Genomic DNA, 20,781 nt, shown 5'->3' on the forward strand with positions numbered 1-20,781 from the left:
GCCCGAACAGCTCGCATGAGCCCGAACAGAAGGAATACCTGTGACCCGCACCATCGGATACATCGTCGGAAGCATCTCGAGCACCTCCATCAACCGTCGCCTCGCGCGCGTGCTCGCGAACCTCGCGCCGGAGGGCGCTGAGCTCGTCGAGATCGAGATCAAGGACCTGCCCTTCTACTCGCCCGACTACGACGCTGAGTTCCCCCAGGTCGCGCTCGACTACAAGCAGGCCATCGCCGACGTCGACGGTGTCATCATCGTGACCCCCGAGTACAGCCGCTCCATTCCCGGCGTGCTCAAGAACGCGCTCGACTGGTCGACCCGTCCGTACGGCCAGATGTCGTTCTTCGGCAAGCCCGTCGCGGTCATCGGCACGTCCGGCAGTGGTATCGCCACCGCCGCGGCCCAGCAGCACCTGCGTGCGATCCTCGGCCACTTCAGCGCCGTCACCATGGGTCAGCCCGAGGGCTTCATCCAGGACCGCCCCGGACTGTTCACCGATGAGGGCCAGGTGACCGACGACTCGACCGCCGGTTTCCTCGTCGCCTACCTCGAGTCGTTCAACGCTCTCATCTCGCGCGTGCAGCACTCCGCGGAGCTCGTGAACGCGTAAGCATTCTGGTCGATCGGATGCCCCGAAGCATTGTGCTTCGGGGCATCCGTCGTTAACTCTCGAGCAGCGTCCAGCCGAGGGTGTCGGCGGCCTTCCGGTCGAACGTGACCGTCGTGTGCGCCCCGAACTGCTCGGCCGTCTGGTGGATGAGCGCGTCGGCGAAGTCGGCGCCTTCTTCGGCGAGGTGGAGCGCGAGCAGGGCGCCCTCGTCGTCGTCAAACTCGAGGTTGTCACTGGCGAGAAGGCCATTAATCACACGCAGGCAGTCCCTTTTCGTGAAGCGCTTCTGGCGTGCGAGCACCCAATAGACCTCAGCCAGCGTTACCGCCGTGATGAAACCGGGGTTGTCGCGGGTGAACTGTGAAAGTGCTTGCTCTGCGACCGGCGACTGAGCCGCGTGGTCGTGGAGTACCGCCCGAAGGATCACGTTCGTGTCGATCGCTGTCATGGAGCCGTAGGTGAGCATTCAGTCCTCCATGCCCCGCATGCCGCTTTCGGCAGCGCCATCGGCAATCGCGTCGTTGATGTCTTCGATCGACATCGTTGGTGCGTTCGGGTCATAGAGCATGCCGAAAAGGTCTTGGATCTTTCCGGTGCGCGGCACCAGGCTGTACGAACCGTTCGATAGTCGTACGAACGTGATCCGCGCTCCAGCTTCGAGGTGCAGGGCCTCCCGAATCTCCTTCGGCACAGTGATCTGACCCTTGCTGGTCATTGTGGCGGTGGGCATGATCGAACCTCCTCTTCCACCAGATTAGGTTTCCTCCGCCGGAGAGTAAAGAGTAAGGAAGATTAAAGAAAACCTTACGCGAGGCCACCGCGCAGGGCGAGGACGACGGCCTGCACGCGGTCGCGCGCTCCGAGCTTCTGCAGGATGCGCGAGACGTGCGTCTTCACCGTCGCCTCACCGATATACAGCCGCGCTGCGATCTCCGCGTTGCTCATCGCCTCGGCCATGAGTGCCAGCACCTCGGCCTCGCGGTTCGTGAAGGGCTCGGCGAGCACGAGGGGAGCGGATGCCGCCGGCACATCAGCTTCGCCCCGCGATGCCGCATACCGCTGCACCACTCGACGGGTGACTTCGGGTGCCAGCATCCCATCGCCGGCGGCGAGAACGCGGACAGCGGCCACGAGATCTTCCGGGCCGCTGTTCTTGAGGAGGAATCCGCTGGCACCAGCATCCAGCGCGTCGAACAGGTAATCGTCGCGATCGAAGGTCGTGACGATCGCGATCGCGGCGTGCACATCCGGGTCGGCGACGATGAGCCGGGTCGCATCGATGCCATTCATATCGGGCATCTGCACGTCCATGCTGATCACGTCGGGTTTCAGTACGGATGCCGCCGCCACAGCCTCGGCGCCCGTCGACGCCTCGCCCACGACGGTGATGTCTGACTGCGTGTCGAGAATTGTGCGGAAACCTGCGCGCAGCATCGCGTGGTCATCGACGAGGAGGACGCGGATCGGGTCGGTCATGCAGGTGCTCCGATCAGCGCAGGGGAGGCGAGCGGGACCTGCACGCGCACGCGCCAACCGCCCTGCTCGCGAGGTGCGGATTCGATCGTTCCGCCTGATGCCAGGGCGCGTTCGCGCATGCCCAGCTGCCCCATGCCGGGTCGAGGGGTGAGAAGACGACGGCCGGTGTTGACGACCTCGAGCTCGATGTCGTGTTCGGTGTAGCGCAGCCGCACATCGGCCGTGGCGCCGATTCCTGCATGGCGGCGGGCGTTCGTGAGGGACTCCTGCGCGATCCGGTACAGGTTCACCTGGACGACTGATGGCACCGGGCGCTCCGCGCCGACCACGGTGAAGACGGTCGGCATGCCGGCATCGTTCGCCGCATCGACGAGCTGCGCGATATCGGCAAGATCGACGGTGGAGGAGCTGTCTGCTTCAGCATCCGATGATCGCAACGTCTCGAGCAGGTTGCGCAGTTCGCTGATCGCGGTGCGTGCGGAGTCTTCGATTCCGGTAAGTATCTGCTTCGACTTCGCGACATCCTGGTCGATGACCATGCGCGCGGCACCGGCCTGCACGCCCATGACCGACACATGATGGGCGACGACGTCGTGCAGCTCGCGGGCGATCCGCACCCGGTCGAGGGCGACGGCCTGGGCCGCGGTCACCTCGCGCTCGCGCTCGAGGTCGGCGGTGCGCTGCTCGAGAGCATGACGCTGCGTCGCGGCGTTCCATGCGCGCTCGCCGAAGTAATAGGCGCCCGCGAAGTACAGTACGTTCAGGAGGACCTGCAGCATCATGAACGCCACATACGGCGACATGGCGCCGGCGATGACGTCCTCTTCATGAGCGGTGTCGATCGCGTCCCGGTACATCGTGATCAGCAGCCACACGAACATGCCGATGATGATCCCGACGCGCACGAGCAGAGCCGAGCGACGGTTCTGCATCCAGGCGCCCACCGTGTACAGCGTGATGAACATCGCGATGTTGCCCGCATACATCTCGGGAATGTGGAGCGTCACGGCCACGAAGTACGCGACGGCGACGATGACCGCCACGGGACCCGGGTGGATGCGACGCCACGCGAGAGGAACGGCCACGACGGCGAGATAGATCAGCGCCTGCCAGAGCGGCGCCTGCTGGTCGCCGTAGAGCTCGGACACCGCAGAGAGTGCGGCGCTGATCACACCTGCCACGAAGACGACGGCGGCGAGCAGCGCGTCGCCCCGCCGTTGGCGCGCGGTCAGCACGCGGGAGAAGTCGGACATGCCTCCACGGTACGGGGGAGTGGATGCCGCGGCATCCGCCCTGCGGGGGACTTGTTCGTCAGGCGGGGAGCGGCGCCCTGGCATCGATGACTGTGCTGTGGAGCGTCGGCGCACCGGCGTGAGCACCCGTAAGAACCTGATGCGCGAACACCGTGCTGAGTCCGATACTGAGAACCACGCTGAGTACAACGGTTGCGATGGCGAACATTACGACCGTGCTGCGGCGGAGGACGTGCGTGCGTCCGAGCTCCGCGGACACCGGAGTTGACACCGTGGGCGTGAGGACGGCGTCGAGTGGCACACCCTGGCGGCTCAGAGTGATCACGAGCGCATCGCGTCGCTGGACCCACGCGCCCGGATCCGCATTGCAGGCTTGGGCGATCCGGGCCGTTGTGCGCAGAGAGGGAAGGTGTCGTCCGTTGAAGGCCTCAGAGAGCACGGACTTCGAGATCCCGGTGTCATGCTCCAGTCGCCGGAGTGTCGGACTGTTGACGCCGAGTCGCAGGGCGCGCAGATCCGCAGCGAACTGCGCGACGGTGTCATCCTCAGCGGGCGTCATGGCATCTCCTTACGCTGCCTCGGGGCGGGCCACGCATCGGGGGAGTTCAGCTATTAAGTACCAGTTGTACCAGTCTCCGAGGCCGCCGTGCATGGGCGAAAGAGTGCGTTCGATGCTGTCCGGAATTTCCGGAAGGTTCGTTTCGGCTGAATCGCGTGCCTCCGGTGCGCGAATTCCTGGTTTGGTGTATCCCAACAGGTGCGCGTTGCTTGATCGAGTGCGCCATTCCCGAGAGAAGGAACGAGCATGGGTTCACGACCGTTGCGCGTATCGCGCACGTGGATGGCGATGATCAGTGCGATCGCAGCTATCGCTTTGATGAGTTCTGGCAGCGTTGCCGCTTCTGCAGCTACCGATGACGTCAGTGGCGATGCAACCGCGTCGATCTCGGGCACCATCACCGATGCGCAGACGGGCGATGGCATCGACGGGGCGAGCATCGTCCTTCTCGACCCATCGGGCGCAGAAGTAGCCAATGCCACCGCGGGAACAACCGGTGGCTACACGCTCTCCGCACTCCCTGCCGGGGACTACCGGGTATCGGTCACAGCGGGTGACGCCCATGAGTCGGCATTCTGGCCGTCCGTGGGAATCGCGGATGCGCAGACCGTGACGTTGGCCACGGGACAGATGCAGGTGGCGATCGATGTCGCACTGTCTCCGCGTGCCGTTGAGAGTGCAGAGCCGGCCGGCGATGAGGTTGCGGATGCCGCGGCTGCTGATGTTCCACCTACGGAGGAAGCCCCGCCGGCAGAGGATGTCGCCGAGGAGAACGCAACGGCCTATCGGGCGCCGCTCAACCCCGACTCGCCCGTTGTGACTCCGGGAGTTGTCACGATCAGTGGTACCGCGCAGGTAGGTGAGACGTTGACTGCGGATCCGGGAGCGTGGGAGCCTGCAGACGTCGAACTCTCGTACCAGTGGTTCACGGGAAGTAACCTCGTATCAGGTGCCTCGCTGTACCCGATCTCGGGCGCCTCGATGCACCCCATTTCGGGGGCCTCGATGCAGACCCTCGAGTTGACGGGAGGGCTCGAAGGAAGCTCGATCAGCGTCAAGGTGACCGGGTGGGACCCCTCACACACTGTGAACGCGACGGCTGAGTCCGTCCCGACCGGGCCCGTGAAGCCTGTGCCGGTGGTGACACCAGGCGACGTCACGATTAACGGCACTGCGCAGGTGGGGCAGACGTTGACTGCGGATCCGGGAACGTGGGGGCCAGCAGACGTCGTCCTCTCGTACCAGTGGTTCGAGGGCAGCAACCTCATATCAGGTGCCTCGATGTACCCGATCTCGGGCGCCTCGATGCAGACGCTCGAGTTGACCGGAGGGCTCGAAGGATCCGAGATCAGTGTGGAGGTGACCGGCAATGCCCCGGGTGCGGCGAGCGCCACCGCTGGATCCGAATCGACCGAGCCCGTGAGGCCTGGCGTGTTCACCATGCTCAATCCTCGCCTTGTCGGTGACCTGGCCGTCAATGCGCCCATTCGTGTCGACGCGAGCGGGTCGGTACCGGAAGCGGATTTTTTCACTTACCAATGGCTTGCCGATGACGTCGCGATTTCGGGCGCTTCGATGGATACCTTCACACCCGCGGCAACAGATGTGGGGACCGTGCTGAGCGTGCAGGTCACGGCGCACAAATACGGTTACACGTCGGCGCCGGCGATGGTTCCCGTCGGCACTATTTCACCGACCGTCCTGCTTTCGGAGTCGAGTGCACAGGTCGGAGGCAAGATCACCGTGACGGGTGAGTACTACGAGCCCGGTGAAGAGGTCGAACTCGTGTTGCATTCCGATCCGATCGTGCTGACGACGGTGTTCGCAGACGCAGCGGGCTCGTTCAGCGTGACCGTGACGATTCCAGCGTCGGCTGCCGCAGGGGCCCATCACATCGTTGCGACGGGACTGACCTCTGGCCTCGTTCGCTCGGTGGCGGTGCAGGTCATCAAGCCCGCAGTAGGACCCGGCGGTGGCGGTGGCAGTGATGCATCGCCCGGAAGCAGCACTGGATCGAGCACTGGATCGAGTACTGGTTCGAGTGCCGTGACGAGTCTGGCGCGTACCGGTGCGGAAGCCCCGATGGACGTGATGGTTCTGTCACTTCTGCTGCTTCTCGTCGGTGGCGCACTGGTTTGGCGTCGACGGACGGTGAGTTGACCCGGCATCCAACGAAACCTGTGGGGCGGGCAGCTGCTGCTGTCCGCCCCACCGGCGTGCGCGAGAGTATTACCGAGCGGCGTTGCGCCCTGATCGCCGTCTGGCTGCTGGGCCTCGCGCCGATCGTCATGCTGCCCGATCTGCAGAACCGTTGGGGCTGGCCCACGCTGCTGTGTGCGCTGGCTGCGGCGATCATCGCGCTGTGGGCTCGCCCGGCAGGGCGACTGCCGGGATGGTTCGCGATCACGCTGGCAGTCCTGTGCGCCTGGCTGACGATCACGGCCCTGGCCGGAGCCGCACCGCTCCAACAGCTGCTCGGACGCGCCCCGCGATACGAGGGGTTCATCGCACTGGGAGTTATCGCCGCGGCCGCCTGGGCGGGCGCACGGCTGCTCGGGCCGCAGGCAGGAATCAGCCGGCGCCGACACCTCTTCGCGGCTCTGTCCACAGCATCCGTTCTCCTCGCTTTCGTTGCCGGTCTGGAGTCGGTCGGCCTCCGGCCGTTCCCCAGCGATCTCTTGCGGCCCGGGTCCCTCACCGGAAATGCCACCGATCAGGGAATTCTGGGTGCGATCCTCGTCGCGGTGCTGGCGTCGGCTGCACTGGGCAGATGGCGGCAGGAGCAGAAGGTCCAATGGTGGTGGATCATCGGGGCCGCAGCGGGAATCTTCTCGACGGCGACATCGAACTCCCGTGCCGGTCTGCTCGCGCTCGCAATCGTCATACTGGGCGTGGTCGTGCGCTTTCTCGTGACATCTCGTCGCCGTCGCCGAGACCTGTTGATCGCCGGCGGTGTGGTGGTGGCGACATTCGCGGTCGTGGTGGCGGTCCCGCTGACGCGTGCTCGCCTCTTCGGCAGCGGTGGCTTCGCGCAGCAGACGGTGGGCGATCGATTCATCATGTGGAGTGATGCGTGGCAACTGTTCCTCTCCTCGCCATGGCTGGGTGTCGGGCCGAACGGATTCGCTGACGCGATAACGCCCTACTTCGGCGACGAATGGTTCACCCGCGCCGACGTGGGCGCGATTCTGGATTCACCGCACAACGTCGTCGTGCAGGCCGCGGTGGTCGGCGGCATCCCGGGCCTCATCTGCGCCGGGGTGCTCGTCATCGGTTCGATCGTCGTCGGGATCCGGCAAGCGCGCACGCTCACGACCGGACAGCGGGATCTCGCTCTCGGAGCACTACTCGCGATTCCGGCTGCTGGTATCGCACTGCTCACCCATCTCACGGCACCGGCAACGCTCATCCCTCTGGCCGTGCTGGTCGGCCTGCTGGTTGCAGCATCGGTGCGCGAGAGGGATGCCGCAACGGGGACCGGCATCCGGCACTCGCAGATGTGGCGAATCGGGTTGACGATTCTCGGCATCATCTGGTTCGTGATGCTGTCGCTCTTCACCGTCGCCGACGCGAAACTGCTGGCCGCGCAGCGTAGCCTGATGCGCGGAGACGTGGATGCTGCGCGGTCAGAATTCGCGACGGCCCAGCAGCTCCGGCCCTGGGACGTGGATATCGCCCTGATCGCGGCGCAATCCTTCGGCGGTGCTCTGGAACGTGGCCTCTCCGGCGCGGCCGACGCCGCAGAAGAATGGGCAGAGCGCTCGATAGACGTTCTCCCGGACTCCGTGCGTGCCAACTTCTACGCGGGCATGGTGGCAGAGCTGCGCGGCGAGAATGCGCTGGCGGTGCAGCGGCTGGCGCGCGCGGCTGAACTGTCGCCGGCAGACCCTCGGCTCCAGCACGAGTACGGCGTTGCCCTCTTCGTCGATGGTGATCCTGCCGCGGCCCGACCGCATCTGATCCGTGCGTTGGAGCTTGCCCCCGACTCCGAGGTGAGCTGGCAGGCGCTGGGAGACGTGTGCGCGAGTATCGACGACACGGCCTGTGTCACCGCGGCCAGGAGCAGGACGATTCCTGCCCCCTGAGCGAGAAGCTCAGGAGAAGATCATCGGCATGTCGTCATCGTCGTCGGCGCCACCGAAGTCGAGGTCGACGACCACCGGCACGTGATCGCTCGGCTGCTCGCCCTTGCGCTCGTTGCGGTGGATGGATGCTCCGGTGACGGCATCCGCCAGGGTCCGCGATCCGAGGACGAAGTCGATTCGCACGCCCTCGTTACGGGGGAACTTCAGCCGCTGGTAGTCCCAGTACGTGAAGCCCTCGGGGATGAGCGGGCGCACGACATCGGTAAGCCCGGCATCCTGGAAGGCGAAGAACGCGGCGCGCTCCTCGGGAGAGACGTGGGTCGAGACGCCCTCGACGATGTCGGGGTCGCCGTTGTCCTTATCGAACGGGATGATGTTGAAGTCGCCGAGGAGGGCCAACGGAAGGTCGGGCTTCGTCGCCAGTTCGGCGGCGGTCGCCTTGCGCAGCTCGTCGAGCCAATGCAGCTTGTACGCGTAATGCGGGTCATCGAGTGACCGACCGTTCGGAACGTACAGGCTCCACACCTTCACACCGTCGATCGTCGCGCCGAGCGCGCGGGCCTCGAGCGGAGCATCCGGACCGTCGTGGCCCTTCGCGAAGCCCGGCATCCCTGCGAACGAAGTCTGCACGTCGGTCATGGGCAGGCGGCTCGCGATCGCGACGCCATTCCACTGATTCAGGCCGTGCGCCTCGACGTGGTACCCCGCCTCTTCGAAGGGGGTGTACGGGAACTGCTCGGGCTTGCACTTGATCTCCTGCAGCGCGAGCACGTCGATGTCCTCACGGACGACGAAGTCGACGGCGCGGCCGACACGGGTGCGAATCGAGTTGATGTTCCAGGTGGCCAGACGCATGCGTCCAGCCTACGGTGGGGTGCGGACAGTCAGCGCTCAGAGGACGGCGTTCCAGCGCAGGCGCGGGGCCTCGGCGTCGATTCCGCTGAGCACTGCTGCCGCGTCGTCCACCGGGAACATCGTGATCAGGAGCCTCCCGTGCTCGGGCATCTCGATGGCATAGCCGATCGCCGACGCCCGAGCGCGCTCGGCGATCGCGATGACGGTGGTCGCGTCTCCGACCTGCTGTTGCCGCGACGGTGAAGCATCGATGAGGATGCGAGCGGCTGCCGATGCCCGATCCAGCAGGGTGCGCCGCCCCGTCCACGGCACGAAGTGATCGGGAGCCAGCCCGCAGGCGAGGGCGAGATCGCCGCCGAGCCAGCGATCTCGCTTCAGCCCGAACGGGGTGGGCGTGGTCGAGAGGAGATAGCCGTACACGTGCAGCAGGCCGGCGTTGCCGACGGGCCAGTCCGCCTCCAGCCTCGCTCGTGCGTGCAATGCGTCGAACGTCGTTCGGGGCAGCACGGGGTCGCCGATGTTCTCGTCGATGACGGTCGATCTGCCCCAGGCGGCGAAGCGGTCGGCATCTGCGTCCCGATCGATCGCCGGGCCCAGCCAATCGAACATCGACAGGACATCTGCGGGGTCGTTGTCGGCCAGGGCGGTATCCAGACGTTCGATCACGAGGTGAGCGTAGCCGTTCTCAGAAGGCTTTGCTCATGAGCAGTGCGCTGCGCCGGGCGGCTGAGTTCACGAGAAGTTCACACGCGATGGGCGAACTGTCCATAAACTGATGCCACCATGAACGCATCGTCCGAACGGGCGACGGGACGGAACCTCAGGGCCGGCCCACTCAGATCAGGAGAAAAGTGACTGCCACCATCGTCCTCGACTTCGACGGAACCATCGCGCTGGGCGCGGGGCCGCTCGAGGCCTTCGCCCGCGCCGTCGCAACGGCCGCCGACGACGCGGAGTTCGCCGACCGTGCCATCGCCGCCATCACGGCCTTCGAGCGCGGCGAGCACGACGGGCGAGACGGGTACGACGTCATCAGCACCCTGGCCGCCCGGCAGGGTGTGTCGGCGGATGCGCTCGAGGAGGCTTATCAGTCCTCAAGGGCTCTGCTCGGATCCGAGCACGCCGCGATCACTCCGCCGAACGGCCTCGCAGACTTTCTCGAGAGGGTCCGCTCCCACGCGCGGGTTGCCCTCGCGACGAACGCGCCCGGTGCCGGCATCCGCCCGGTTCTCGAAGGGTGGCGCGTCGCCGACTTGTTCGACGCCATGCACTTCACCGTGGGCAAGCCGGCCGGACTCGTTCCCATCCTCCGCGAAGCGGTCGCCGAAGGACCGGTTCTCTCGGTGGGCGACATCTTCGAGTTCGATCTCGCACCGGCCGCCGAACTTGGCGCGGCGACCGCGCTGGTCGGTGCCACCGCCGTGAACTCGACGGCCGACGTGACGATGCGCGGACGCACCATCGCTGACCTGTACGGCGACATCGAAGCTTGGGCCGCAGAGTCGGCATCCCCTACCCCCACCAGCACCACCCTCACCGAAAGGCACGATCCGAATGCGTAAGTCCCTGCTCACCACGGGCATCGCCGCCATCGCCGTTCTCGCTCTCGCCGGCTGCAGCAGCAGCTCCACGGGCGAGGCGGGCGACGAGGCGACCGAATGGCCGTCCTCCATCACCCTGTCGCTCGTCCCGTCGGTCGAGGGTGAAGACCTCGTTCAGGCGCTCGACCCCCTCACGACGTACCTGTCCGAGAACCTCGGCATCGAGGTGGAAGGCGTGGTCGCCTCCGACTACGCGGCCACCGTCGAGGCGCTCGGCACCGATCAGGCGCAGGTGATCATAACCGATGCCGGCTCGCTGTACAACGCCATCGAACGCTACGACGCCGAGCTGATCCTGCGCGATGTCCGGTTCGGAGCGACGTCGTACGCCGCCGTCGCGTACACGAACGACCCCGACAAGTACTGCGACGACGAGCCCGTCATGTCGACGTATGCAGCCAGCGGAATCGAACTGTCGTTCTGCAACGGCATCGAGGAGGCCGGCGCGGAGGCGACCGGATCGGGTCCTGCCGGTGTGGAGGCTCTCGGCAAGATCGATGAGGGGACCAAGGTCGCTCTGCAGGCGGCAACCTCGCCCGCCGGCTATCAGTACCCCGTCGTCGCGATGCGCGATCAGGGCGTCGACACGGATGCCGGCATCACGCAGGTACCTGTGGAAGGCAACAACAACGCCGTCCTCGCTGTGTACAACGACGACGCCGAGGTCAGCTTCGCTTACTGGGATGCGCGCACCACGGTCACCGAGGAAGCCCCCGACGTCGCCGAGAAGGTCGTCGCGTTCGCCTACACGGAGATGATCCCCAACGGCGGTGTCGCGGTGAGCTCGACGCTCCCCGACGACCTCGTCGCCGAGCTCACCCAGCTGCTCGACGACTACGCGGAGTCCTCAGAGGAGGCGGCATCCGTGATGTTCGACCTCGTCGGGCTGTCCGACTGGACGAGCGAGACCGCCGAGGATGAGATCAGCCGCTACGGCGAGATCCTCGCCGAGTTCTCCAACTGAGCGCGTTCTACCGAGAAAAATATGCACGCTGATTCGCTTCACGCGGAGGCCGGGGCACTGCCCTCGGTCTCCGCGTCGTGGTCGATACGTCTGGACGACGTGTCGGTCACCTATCCCAACGGCACCCGCGCCCTCAGCGGCGTCACTCTCGACATCGCGGCGGGAGAGATGGTGTCCGTCGTCGGCCTGTCCGGTTCGGGCAAGTCGACGCTCATCCGCACGATCAATGGTCTGGTCCCGGCGAGTTCCGGAACGGTCACGGTCGGCCCGCACGTCGTGACCGGCATGCGCGGCCGGAAGCTGCGTGAGCTGCGCGGTCACATCGGCATGATCTTCCAGGGATTCAACCTCGCCGATCGCGCGAACGTCTACCGGAACGTGCTCGTGGGCCGCTTCGCGCACACCGCCACCTGGCGGACGCTGCTCGGGGTGACCAGCACCGAGGACCGCGAACTCGCGCTGCGCTCCCTCGATGCGGTCGGGATGCTGGAGAAGGTGTGGAACCGCGCCGGTCAGCTCTCCGGCGGGCAGAAGCAGCGCGTCGCGATCGCGAGGGCACTCACGCAGCAGCCGAGCGTCATGCTCGCGGATGAACCGGTCGCCAGCCTCGACCCGCCGACCGCTCACGCCGTGATGCACGACCTGCGCCGCGTCAACCGCGACGAGCAGCTCACCGTAATCGTGAACATCCACCTGATGGATCTTGCCCGGCAGTACACCACGCGGATGATCGGTCTGCGCGCCGGCGAGGTCGTCTATGACGGCCCAGCTGCGGCGGCCACGGACCATGATTTCGAGCAGATCTACGGTCGTCCGATTCAGCCGAGGGACGTGCTGGGCTCATGACGGATCACAGCCGATCGCTCGTCGTACCCGCCAAACCCTCCTCGCGCGTGCGCACGGCGCTGATCGCGCTGGCGTTCGCGGCGTTCACCGCGGCCACGTGCATCCCCGCAATCGGCGGCATCGACCTCGACTTCGGCGCGCTCATCCGCAACTGGAGCAACGGCTCAGGGCTGCTCGCGCAGTTCCTCCAGCCTGATTTCGCCTTCCTTCCGCGCACGATCGGGCCCATGCTCGAGACTCTGCAGATGGCCGTGGTCGGCGCCGCTCTGGCCGCGGCCGTCTCGGTCCCGTTGACGCTGTGGGCCGCGTCGCCGACGAACCCGAACGCACCAACGCGCATGATCGTGCGCACGATCAACAATGTCATCCGCTCCGTTCCCGACCTCGTGTACGCGACCGTGCTCGTCGCGATGGTGGGGGTCGGAGCCCTTCCGGGACTGATCACGCTGTTCCTGTTCGACCTCGGCATCATCATCAAGCTCGTCTCGGAGGCGATCGATTCGTCCGATCTGCCGGTGATCGAGGCCGGACGCGCCGCCGGAGGGACGCAGACGCAGATCAACCGCCGTACAGTTCTGCCGCAGACCTGGCCGCTCTTCGCCAATCAGTGGCTCTACACGCTCGAGCTCAACGTGCGCATCTCGGCGATCCTCGGGATCGTGGGGGCGGGCGGCATCGGTCGCCTGCTCGACGAGCGACGCGCCTTCTACGCCTACGACGATGTCGCGGTGATCGTGCTGGAGATCCTCGTCGTCGTGGTGCTGATCGAGGTCTTCTCCAACTTCTTGCGGAGGCGGTTGGTATGAGTCTGTTCACCTCCGCACATGCGATCGGGCTGGATCTGCCGCGCCGACCTTCGCGCGTCGTCCCGACCATCGTCACCGTCATCGTCGGTGTCGTGATCCTCGCGGCGGCCGCGGGTCTGCCGATCCCCTGGGACGATCTCGGCTCTTTGCCGGGGCAGGTCGCTCACTACCTCGGTCTGATGTTCGCCGCGCCCAACTGGGAGATGCTCTCGCAAGCGCTATTCGAGACCTGGCGGTCGATCTCGATGGCCTGGATCGGTGCGATCGGGTGCGTTGTCGTGTCGATCCCTCTCGGGATGCTCGCCGCGAGCAACGTCGGGCCGGTATGGCTCCGGTTGCCGCTGCGCGGGGTGTTTGCCGTGATCAGAGCCATCCCGGAGGTGATCATCGCACTGCTGCTGCTCACAGTCACGGGTCTCACCCCGTTCACCGGCGCGCTGGCTCTGGCGATCGCCGGAATCGGTACCCAGGCCAAATGGGTCTACGAGACGATTGAGTCCGTGCAGGAGGGTGCATCGGAGGCGGTCAGGGCCGCCGGCGGCAGCACCGCCGAGGTCACCCGCTGGGCGCTGTGGCCTGCGGCGGCTCCCGCGCTTCTCTCGTTCGCTCTCTACCGATTCGAGATCAACATCCGCACCTCTGCTGTGCTCGGACTCGTCGGTGCGGGTGGTATCGGCAGTATGCTCGCGAACTATACGAACTTCCGTCAGTGGGACACGGTCGGGATGCTGCTGATCGTCGTGGTTCTTGCGACGATGCTGATGGATGCCATCTCCGGTGCGATTCGCCGGAGGATCATGCGTGGGCCGCGGGTGAGGGTGATCAGGACGCCGCAGAAGAGCTCGGCGCCGAGGGAGGAGTCCATCGATGTGGCAAGGGTCCGCTGACGCACAACCGACCACGCGCATCGCGATGCTCGCGCCGTCGATGCAGCCCAGCGAGCGCCGTGTGGCCATCGCGATCGCAGAGGATGTGGATGCGGCGATCGAACGGACCGCGCAGGAGATCGCCGACGCGGTCGGCGTGGGACGGGCGACGGTGATCCGCACCGCGCAGACGCTCGGCTACGACGGGTATCCGCAGCTGCGGGTAGCGCTCGCCCGCGACCGGGCGAGCGCCGTACCGTCACCGGAGGAGACCGGCGAGACCACGATGCTCGGAGCGCTCCGCGGTGCTGTGGATCGCTTCGCCGCTCGGCTTGCGAACACCGTCTCGGCCATCACCGAGAACGAGTTGTCGGAGTTCGTGGGCGCGCTCGATCGCGCGGATCGTCTCCTGGTCGCCGCGAACGGCCTGTCGGCACCCGTCGGCGCCGACCTCGCTATGCGGCTCACCTCGGCGGGACGCCCTGCGGAGTACGTGGCGGATACGCTCGGGCAGCAGATCACTGCATCCCAGCTCGGTGCGGGGTCGGCGTGCCTGGTGGTGTCGGGGTCGGGGGTTAACCGGGCATCGATCGATGTGATGACGGCGGCGCGGGCGAGCGGTGCGCGCGTGCTCGCGATCACGTCATTCCCGAGGTCGCCGGTGGCGGAATCCGCCGACACTGCCCTCGTCGTCGCCCCGATCAACGATTCGTTCCGCGATGAATTGCTGCACACCTCTCGCGCCGCGCTGATGCTCGTCACGGAGTCCGTCGTCGGGCTTCTCGTGCGCCGGCGAGGCGCGAGCGCGACGGCGGCACAGATGACGACGCTGTCGGTGCTCGGGCACTCGCTGTCGGAGTAGCCTCAGCGCTCAGCGGTCCCTGAGCCCTTCGACAGGCTCAGGAACCTCCCGTCGAAGGGCCGGCGGTGCCCATGAGCACACCGCGGGCGAGCGTATGGAAGTGCCGGTTGAAGCCGAGGATCCCGGGTGTCTCGTCGCCATCGAGGTCGAGCGTGTCGACGTCGAGCGCGTCGACGACGAAAAAATAACGGTGGATGCCGGTGCCCTCGGGCGGAGCTGCACCGATGTAGCGCTGCAGGCGAGCCTCATTCGGCATGACCTTCGCGCCAGTCGGCAATGCTGCGGTGGTGCCATCGCCACTGGCGAGGGACGTGGTGTCGGCAGGGAGGTCGAAGGCCGCCCAGTGCCAGAAGCCGGACCCGGTCGGAGCATCCGGGTCGAAGCACGAGATCGCGAAGCTCTTCGTGCCCTCTGGCGCCGGCGGCCAGCGCAACGCGGGGGAGCGGTCCTCGCCTCCGCGATTTTCCGCCCAGGCGAACAGCGGCAGCGTGCCGCCGGCCTCGAAGTCGGGGCTGCCCAGCTCCAGTGTCGCGAAGTCGCGGAGCGTGGCTAATTCGGCATAGGGGTCGTACGAGAACATGAATCTCCCTGCTTTGCAGATGCCTGTGGGTGGATCTCCCGCCACGATAGGCGAAACGTGCATACGTAGCCAGGGGCGGCGAGCCATACACTGGATGCCGTGACTCTCGAAGCCGACCGCCAGTCCCTGCTCGCCCTGATCAAGGACGAGGCGGTGTTCCACGGCGACTTCACCCTCTCGAGCGGCAAGAAGGCGACGTACTACGTCGACATGCGAAAGCTCACCCTCGACCATCGCGCGGCTCCGGCGATCGGCCGCGTCATGCAGGATCTCATCGGTGATCTCGATGTCGCAGCCGTCGGCGGACTGACCCTCGGCGCCGACCCGATCGCGAACTCGGTCATGCACGCGTCGGTTGACACGGATCGCCCCCTGGATGCCTTCGTCGTCCGCAAGGAGCCGAAGGATCACGGCCGTGGCCGGCAGATCGAAGGGGCGGATGTCGCGGGCAAGCGAGTCGTCGTCCTGGAAGATACCTCGACCACCGGCCAGTCGGTGCTCAAGGCCGTGGAAGTCCTGCGCCGCGAGGGTGCAGAAGTCGTCGCCGTCGCCGTGATCGTGGATCGCAAGACCGGCGCGCAGGCGGCGATCGAGGCTGAGGGACTGCAGTGGATTGCGGCATTCGACCTCGACGACCTCGGGCTCGCCGCACAATGACACGCTGCGCATTGGCCGTCGACGTCGGCGGCACGAAGATGGAGGCCGCGCTCGTCGGCGACGACGGCGTGCTCGTCAAGGGCAGTCGCAGCCGCCGCGAGACGGGCAGGGCGGCGACCCGCGCGTCCCTCGACGACGCGGTGGCAGAGGTTGCCGCGCACGCGCTGGCCCGACTCCCTGCCGGAGCGGACCTCGCCGGCGTCGGCATCGGCAGCGCCGGCCCGGTGGATCGTCAGACGGGGAAGATCTTCCCGGTGAACATGCCTCAGGCGCGTGGATACCGGCTCGCGGATGCCGTGCGGACAATCGCCTCCGGCATCGTCGGGCACGAGGTCCGGACCGTCTTCGGCCATGACGGCGGGGCGCTCGCGCTCGCCGAGTCCTGGCTCGGGGCGACACGAGACGCCCGCGCATCGCTGTCGATCGTCGTCTCGACGGGGGTCGGTGGCGGCTTCGTCATCGACGGGCAGTACGTGCCCGGTGCGAGCGGAAATGCCGGGCACCTCGGGCAGATGCGTCGCGAGGGCGGGCTGACGCTCGAGGAGATCGCATCAGGACCGGCGAGCGCAGCCTGGGCGCGATCACAGGGCTGGACGGGGTCGACCGGTGAGGACCTGGCTCGTTCCGCAGCATCCGGAGATGCGATTGCCCGCGCGGCGATCGAGCGCTCGGCGAAGGCGGTCGGTGAGGCACTCGCGGACGCGGCAACCCTCGTCGACCTCGACCTCATCGCGATCGGCGGCGGGTTCTCACGGGTGTCCGTCGATTACATCGACCTCGTGCAGCGGGCGCTCACCGCGTCAGCGGCGCACGACTACTCGCGCGCAGCGCGCGTGGTGCGCTCCGGGCTCGGCGACGAGGGCCCCCTCATCGGCGCCGCCGCGTTCATCCTGCGCTAACCCCACTCCCGCCCCGCCCCGCCCCACCTCTGGCGCCGAGGCCCCCTCCGGTCGCCGGCGCCCCCGCTGATTCGCGTGAATGACGAGGGGCGCGGATGCTGCGCGGGGGCCTCGGCGAAGAAAGCGGGCGCCTCACCCCGAGCGCTACGAGTAGCGGGACGGAGGCGCATAGGGCCGCCGAGAGGATGAATGTCGCCTGGGCGGCTGGGTCGCGTCCGATCAGCAGTACGGCCGCCGGCACGAATGTGCCGCCGATGGCGCCACACGCGACGAGGGCGCCGGTCACGCCTGCGCTCTCCGAGGTGTTGAGGCGGTCGAGTGCGATGCCGAGGATGAGTCCGTAGCTGGGCGCGAGACCGATGACGGATGCCGCGACGGCGGCGAGTGCCCAGGCCGGATGCTCGGCGATGAGAAGCCCGCACGCACACAGCAGCATGGCAGCTGCCAGTGATCCCATCGCGAGGATGACCAGAGGGCGCACCTCGCGGCGCCGGAGCCCTGCCGCACCGAAACGGCCTATTGCCATCAGCATCCAGAACGCTGTGGTGCCGAGGGCTGCGGTCGAGGGGTCAAGAGTCAATGCGCGCTCGGGGATCACGGCGGACCAGCCCGAGATCACCGTTTCCACTCCCACATACAGGGGGAGTGCGAGAGCGATCGGCAGCAGTGGCACGAGCCTTCGTACGGCCAGCGGGGTTGGTGCATTCTGCGTGGTCGCGGCATCCGATGTCGTGCACAGCAGGACAACCGTCGCGAGCGGGAGCGCGGCCAGCAGCGAAAGCGCCGGCAGCGGTACGCTCACGACGATCGTCAACGGGGTTGCGGCAGCCGCGACCGCAAGGGTGCCGGTAAGTGCGCTGAGAAGACCCGTTGCACTGACCGTCGAGATCGCTTTCGCCGCAACACTGCCGGATGCTTCGACGAGCCCGAACCCGATTCCGGCGACAGCAGCGGCGATGACGAAGATGCTGGGTGTCGCAGCCAGTGCTGCGGCAATGATCGCCAGTGTCTGGAGCACGCCGCCGACGATCAGCACGCGCCTGGCTGGGCTACGGCGAAGTGCGGGACCGGCGCTGAGTACCCCGAGCAGCAGCCCGGCGAACAGCGCAGGAACCGCGACGCTGACGTCGCCTCCGAGTGCGAGCTCGACCGCGGGGATGACTGCCGGGAAGAATGAGGCCGTCACCCCCAGGCTCGCGAATGCGGCGAACAGTCCCCGACGCGCGCGGCGATCCTGCGGGTTCACGCGCCGCCGGTTCGGACGCCGTGCACCGCCGCGTACGTGTCGCGCAGCGCTGCCATCGAGCGGTCGTAGTTCGACTGCGCCACGCCGATGAACATGCAGTCGACGACCATGAGCTGCGCGATCCGACTGCCGAGGGCGCCGGAGCGGAACCCGGTCTCCCGTGCGGCGGTGGTGAGGACGATGTCTGCCTGATCTGCCAGCGGGGCGCCCGCATGATTCGTGATCGCGATGGTCGTCGCACCGGAGCGCCTGGCGAGCATGAGGAACTCGATCGTGTCGGTGGTGGAACCCGAGTGCGAGACGGCGATGGCGACGTTGCCCGGCTGCAGGGTCGCCGCGGACGTCCAGGCCGCGTGGGGGTCTGACCATTCCAGGGCAGGGCGGCCGATTCGAGTCAGCTTCCGCTGCAGGTCGAGGCCGACGATGGCGCTCGCGCCGACGCCGAAGATGTCGATTCGCGACCCCGAGGTGATCGCCTGGACAGAGCGACGGAGCGCGTCGGTGTCGAGCACCTTCGCCGTGTCGGCGAGCGAGAGCGTCTCGGCGAGAGAGACCTTGGCGACGATGTCCGCGAGAGTGTCGTCGCGGTCGATGTCTCCCGAGACGTCGGGAAGCGCCGCAGTGTCGAAGTTCTCGCGTGCCACGTCGAGGAGGACATGATTGCGGAGGTCTCGGACGTGCTCGTAGCCCAATCGCTTGCAGAATCGGATCACCGAGGTCGTGGAGGTTCCGCACCGATGCGCGAGATCTGCGATGGATGCTTCGGCTGTTGCCGCTGGGTGCAGCAGAAACTGATCGGCGATCCGCTTCTCGCTCGGCCGAAGCTCAGGGTAGATGGCTCGCATCCGCACGAGCACGTGCGCTGCGCCGGCATCTTCGCGGGCGACTTCTTTCGACATGGGGCTCCGATCGCTGTCACACACCCTAAAGGAAAATCCGGTACATAAAAAGCGAAACTCGTGTACTTTTGATACTCACCAAGACCAATGATGTTCCACGGACCGTCCGGCGACAACGAAACCGTCGCCCAGGGGCCCTTATTCCACTGGAGGAATCAGTAATGAACACAGCACGACGAGCGTCGTACGGCGCTCTCACTGCGACGGGACTCGCGCTTGCGCTCGTCGTCACCGGATGCTCTAGCCCCGCAGCGACGACGTCGGATGAGACAGCTGCTGCGGGCGGCGACCTCGTCGTCGGCGTCACGAGCGACCCGGACACGCTCTTCCCGTGGAAGGCGACCCAGTTCCAGGCCGTCAACGTGCTGCAGAACCTCTACGGCACGCTCACGGAGTTCGATGAGGAACTCAACGTCGTTCCAGGCCTCGCCGAGTCGTGGGGCGTTTCGGAGGACGGACTCACGACGACCCTGCACCTTCGTGAGGGCGTGACCTTTGCCGACGGCAGCACCTTCGGCTCTGAAGACGTGAAGTACTCGCTCGATGCGATCAAGGACGAGACGACCGCCGCCGTCGCCGCCAGCTCGCTTGCCTCGGTCACGAACGTCGATGCGACAGACGAGACCACCGTGACGCTGACTCTCAGCGCACCGGATGCGGCACTGCTCGCGAACCTCGCCGTGGTGAACATGGCGATGCTGTCGTCTGACGACACCGAGGAGGGTCTGAACAAGACCCCGAACGGTACCGGTCCGTTCGTCTTCGACGACCGCAGCCCCAGCCAGTCGATCACTCTCGCCAAGAACGACGCGTACTGGGGTGATGCCGCGCTTCTTGACACCGTCGAGTTCCGCGTCATCCCCGATGAGTCATCAATCGTCTCGGCGATGCAGTCCGGCAACGTGCAGTTCGCCGTCTTCGACGACCCGCTGGTCGCACAGACCGCTGAGGGTGCGAACGTCACGGTCGAGTCGACCCCGCAGCTGAGCTACCACGCACTGCAGCTGAACTCCACGCGCGGTGACCTCGCTGATGTCAACGTGCGCCTCGCGATCCAGTGCGCGATCGACCGCGAGCAGGTCCTCGAGACCGCGGCTCTCGGTGAGGGCGAAGTCACCGGCCCGATCACGTCGCCCGCATACAAGTCCGACCCGGATGCACGTCCGTGCCCCGAGCGCGACCTCGACAAGGCAGCCGAGTATCTCGCGAAGGCGGGCAAGGACAGCGTCACGATCAACACGATCGTCTCCCAGGGCGAGTACGCGACCTCGGTCAACGAGGCGCAGAACCTCAAGGCGCAGCTCGCCGAGGCAGGCATCACCATGGAGCTCGAGGTCCTCGAGTCCGGTGCCTATGTCGACCGCTGGATCGCCGCGGACTTCGACTCTGCCGTCGCGCTCAACGGCGGTCGTCCCGACCCGGACGGCATGTACAGCCGCTACTTCACCAGCACCGGAAACCTCAACAAGGTCGCCGGCTACTCCTCGCCTGAGCTCGACGCGCTGTTCGCGGAAGGCCGTCAGACCGCGGATGCTGAGAAGCGCAAGGAGATCTACCAGAAGGTCTCCGACAACCTCGAGGACAACGCGGCATGGATCTGGCTGTTCACCAGCTACACCTACACCGCAACGTCCTCGAACGTTGAGGGCTACACCCCGATGGCGAACGGCTCGCTGCAGTCCCTGCGCACCACCTCCATCAAGTAACGGCCCAG

General features: G+C 66.5%; 22 protein-coding genes. 12 read left to right on the forward strand and 10 right to left on the reverse strand.

Annotated features, from left to right (window positions below):
- Nucleotides 1–40: 40 nt before the first annotated feature.
- A complete protein-coding gene (locus tag ACTIAO_RS03550) occupies nt 41–613 on the forward strand; it encodes an NADPH-dependent FMN reductase (protein ID WP_441904892.1) in 573 nt (190 codons plus the stop codon).
- Nucleotides 614–665: 52 nt separating this feature from the next.
- Here ACTIAO_RS03550 and ACTIAO_RS03555 read toward each other — a convergent pair whose 3' ends face one another.
- The 5 genes from ACTIAO_RS03555 to ACTIAO_RS03575 all read right to left on the reverse strand — a co-directional run bounded on the left by ACTIAO_RS03555 (nt 666) and on the right by ACTIAO_RS03575 (nt 3,901).
- On the reverse strand, nt 666–1,079 hold the full coding sequence (locus tag ACTIAO_RS03555; RefSeq protein WP_441904893.1) for a PIN domain-containing protein: 414 nt from the start codon (nt 1,077–1,079) through the stop codon (nt 666–668).
- Nucleotides 1,080–1,343 (reverse strand): AbrB/MazE/SpoVT family DNA-binding domain-containing protein, encoded by a 264-nt coding sequence (locus ACTIAO_RS03560; RefSeq protein ID WP_441904894.1) that lies wholly within the window; start codon nt 1,341–1,343, stop codon nt 1,080–1,082.
- Between the two features lie 74 nt (nt 1,344–1,417).
- Entirely contained in the window at nt 1,418–2,089 is a 672-nt protein-coding gene (locus ACTIAO_RS03565; RefSeq protein ID WP_441904895.1) for a response regulator, read from the reverse strand.
- Nucleotides 2,086–3,342 (reverse strand): sensor histidine kinase, encoded by a 1,257-nt coding sequence (locus ACTIAO_RS03570; protein ID WP_441904896.1) that lies wholly within the window; start codon nt 3,340–3,342, stop codon nt 2,086–2,088. Before ACTIAO_RS03570 ends, ACTIAO_RS03565 begins: the two co-directional genes overlap by 4 nt.
- A gap of 58 nt (nt 3,343–3,400) precedes the next feature.
- Nucleotides 3,401–3,901: a helix-turn-helix domain-containing protein gene (locus tag ACTIAO_RS03575; RefSeq protein WP_441904897.1), complete on the reverse strand. Its 501-nt coding sequence runs from the start codon at nt 3,899–3,901 to the stop codon at nt 3,401–3,403.
- Nucleotides 3,902–4,147: 246 nt separating this feature from the next.
- Here ACTIAO_RS03575 and ACTIAO_RS03580 point away from each other — a divergent pair, with 246 nt between their 5' ends.
- Both ACTIAO_RS03580 and ACTIAO_RS03585 read left to right on the forward strand, forming a co-directional pair.
- Nucleotides 4,148–6,061: a carboxypeptidase regulatory-like domain-containing protein gene (locus ACTIAO_RS03580; RefSeq protein ID WP_441904898.1), complete on the forward strand. Its 1,914-nt coding sequence runs from the start codon at nt 4,148–4,150 to the stop codon at nt 6,059–6,061.
- A 56-nt stretch (nt 6,062–6,117) separates the two neighbouring features.
- Entirely contained in the window at nt 6,118–7,986 is a 1,869-nt protein-coding gene (locus tag ACTIAO_RS03585; protein ID WP_441904899.1) for an O-antigen ligase family protein, read from the forward strand.
- A gap of 9 nt (nt 7,987–7,995) precedes the next feature.
- Here the strand turns inward: ACTIAO_RS03585 and ACTIAO_RS03590 are convergent, their stop codons facing one another.
- A complete protein-coding gene (locus ACTIAO_RS03590) occupies nt 7,996–8,841 on the reverse strand; it encodes an exodeoxyribonuclease III (protein ID WP_441904900.1) in 846 nt (281 codons plus the stop codon).
- Between the two features lie 36 nt (nt 8,842–8,877).
- Nucleotides 8,878–9,507 carry an amino acid deaminase gene (locus ACTIAO_RS03595; RefSeq protein WP_441904901.1) on the reverse strand — a complete coding sequence of 210 codons (630 nt, stop codon included), beginning with the start codon at nt 9,505–9,507 and terminating at the stop codon, nt 8,878–8,880.
- A gap of 185 nt (nt 9,508–9,692) precedes the next feature.
- On the opposite strand from ACTIAO_RS03595, the gene ACTIAO_RS03600 reads away from it, so the two are divergent.
- From ACTIAO_RS03600 to ACTIAO_RS03625, 6 genes are read left to right on the forward strand one after another with little or no spacing between them, the layout of a single operon-like run.
- Nucleotides 9,693–10,403: an HAD family hydrolase gene (locus ACTIAO_RS03600; protein WP_441904902.1), complete on the forward strand. Its 711-nt coding sequence runs from the start codon at nt 9,693–9,695 to the stop codon at nt 10,401–10,403.
- Nucleotides 10,396–11,406, forward strand: coding sequence for a phosphate/phosphite/phosphonate ABC transporter substrate-binding protein (gene phnD / locus ACTIAO_RS03605; RefSeq protein WP_441904903.1), 1,011 nt, complete (start codon nt 10,396–10,398; stop codon nt 11,404–11,406). Before ACTIAO_RS03600 ends, phnD begins: the two co-directional genes overlap by 8 nt.
- Nucleotides 11,407–11,427: 21 nt before the next feature.
- Nucleotides 11,428–12,252 carry a phosphonate ABC transporter ATP-binding protein gene (phnC, locus tag ACTIAO_RS03610; RefSeq protein ID WP_441904904.1) on the forward strand — a complete coding sequence of 275 codons (825 nt, stop codon included), beginning with the start codon at nt 11,428–11,430 and terminating at the stop codon, nt 12,250–12,252.
- The gene (gene phnE / locus ACTIAO_RS03615) at nt 12,249–13,058 is read left to right on the forward strand and encodes a phosphonate ABC transporter, permease protein PhnE (RefSeq protein WP_441904905.1); all 810 of its coding nucleotides are present in this window, start codon (nt 12,249–12,251) and stop codon (nt 13,056–13,058) included. Before phnC ends, phnE (ACTIAO_RS03615) begins: the two co-directional genes overlap by 4 nt.
- The gene (gene phnE / locus ACTIAO_RS03620; protein WP_441904906.1) at nt 13,055–13,945 is read left to right on the forward strand and encodes a phosphonate ABC transporter, permease protein PhnE; all 891 of its coding nucleotides are present in this window, start codon (nt 13,055–13,057) and stop codon (nt 13,943–13,945) included. Before phnE (ACTIAO_RS03615) ends, phnE (ACTIAO_RS03620) begins: the two co-directional genes overlap by 4 nt.
- Nucleotides 13,926–14,786 carry a MurR/RpiR family transcriptional regulator gene (locus tag ACTIAO_RS03625; RefSeq protein ID WP_441904907.1) on the forward strand — a complete coding sequence of 287 codons (861 nt, stop codon included), beginning with the start codon at nt 13,926–13,928 and terminating at the stop codon, nt 14,784–14,786. Before phnE (ACTIAO_RS03620) ends, ACTIAO_RS03625 begins: the two co-directional genes overlap by 20 nt.
- 37 nt (nt 14,787–14,823) lie before the next feature.
- Here the strand turns inward: ACTIAO_RS03625 and ACTIAO_RS03630 are convergent, their stop codons facing one another.
- Entirely contained in the window at nt 14,824–15,366 is a 543-nt protein-coding gene (locus ACTIAO_RS03630; RefSeq protein WP_441904908.1) for a YbhB/YbcL family Raf kinase inhibitor-like protein, read from the reverse strand.
- 99 nt (nt 15,367–15,465) lie between these two features.
- On the opposite strand from ACTIAO_RS03630, the gene pyrE reads away from it, so the two are divergent.
- Both pyrE and ACTIAO_RS03640 read left to right on the forward strand, forming a co-directional pair.
- Complete coding sequence (pyrE, locus tag ACTIAO_RS03635; RefSeq protein WP_441904909.1) at nt 15,466–16,023, forward strand: orotate phosphoribosyltransferase; 558 nt, start codon at nt 15,466–15,468, stop codon at nt 16,021–16,023.
- Nucleotides 16,020–16,922, forward strand: a complete 903-nt coding sequence (locus tag ACTIAO_RS03640) for an ROK family protein (protein WP_441904910.1) — start codon at nt 16,020–16,022, stop codon at nt 16,920–16,922. Before pyrE ends, ACTIAO_RS03640 begins: the two co-directional genes overlap by 4 nt.
- On the opposite strand, the gene ACTIAO_RS03645 is transcribed toward ACTIAO_RS03640, so the two are convergent.
- On the reverse strand, nt 16,909–18,168 hold the full coding sequence (locus tag ACTIAO_RS03645) for an MFS transporter (RefSeq protein WP_441904911.1): 1,260 nt from the start codon (nt 18,166–18,168) through the stop codon (nt 16,909–16,911). The two genes, ACTIAO_RS03640 and ACTIAO_RS03645, sit on opposite strands and share 14 nt — an antisense overlap.
- A complete protein-coding gene (locus tag ACTIAO_RS03650; RefSeq protein ID WP_441904912.1) occupies nt 18,165–19,067 on the reverse strand; it encodes a MurR/RpiR family transcriptional regulator in 903 nt (300 codons plus the stop codon). Before ACTIAO_RS03650 ends, ACTIAO_RS03645 begins: the two co-directional genes overlap by 4 nt.
- Nucleotides 19,068–19,228: 161 nt before the next feature.
- On the opposite strand from ACTIAO_RS03650, the gene ACTIAO_RS03655 reads away from it, so the two are divergent.
- The gene (locus ACTIAO_RS03655; RefSeq protein WP_441904913.1) at nt 19,229–20,773 is read left to right on the forward strand and encodes an ABC transporter substrate-binding protein; all 1,545 of its coding nucleotides are present in this window, start codon (nt 19,229–19,231) and stop codon (nt 20,771–20,773) included.
- Nucleotides 20,774–20,781: the final 8 nt, after the last annotated feature.

It is taken from the genome of Microbacterium sp. (assembly GCF_052099035.1).
In the GTDB taxonomy this organism is placed as follows: domain Bacteria; phylum Actinomycetota; class Actinomycetes; order Actinomycetales; family Microbacteriaceae; genus Microbacterium.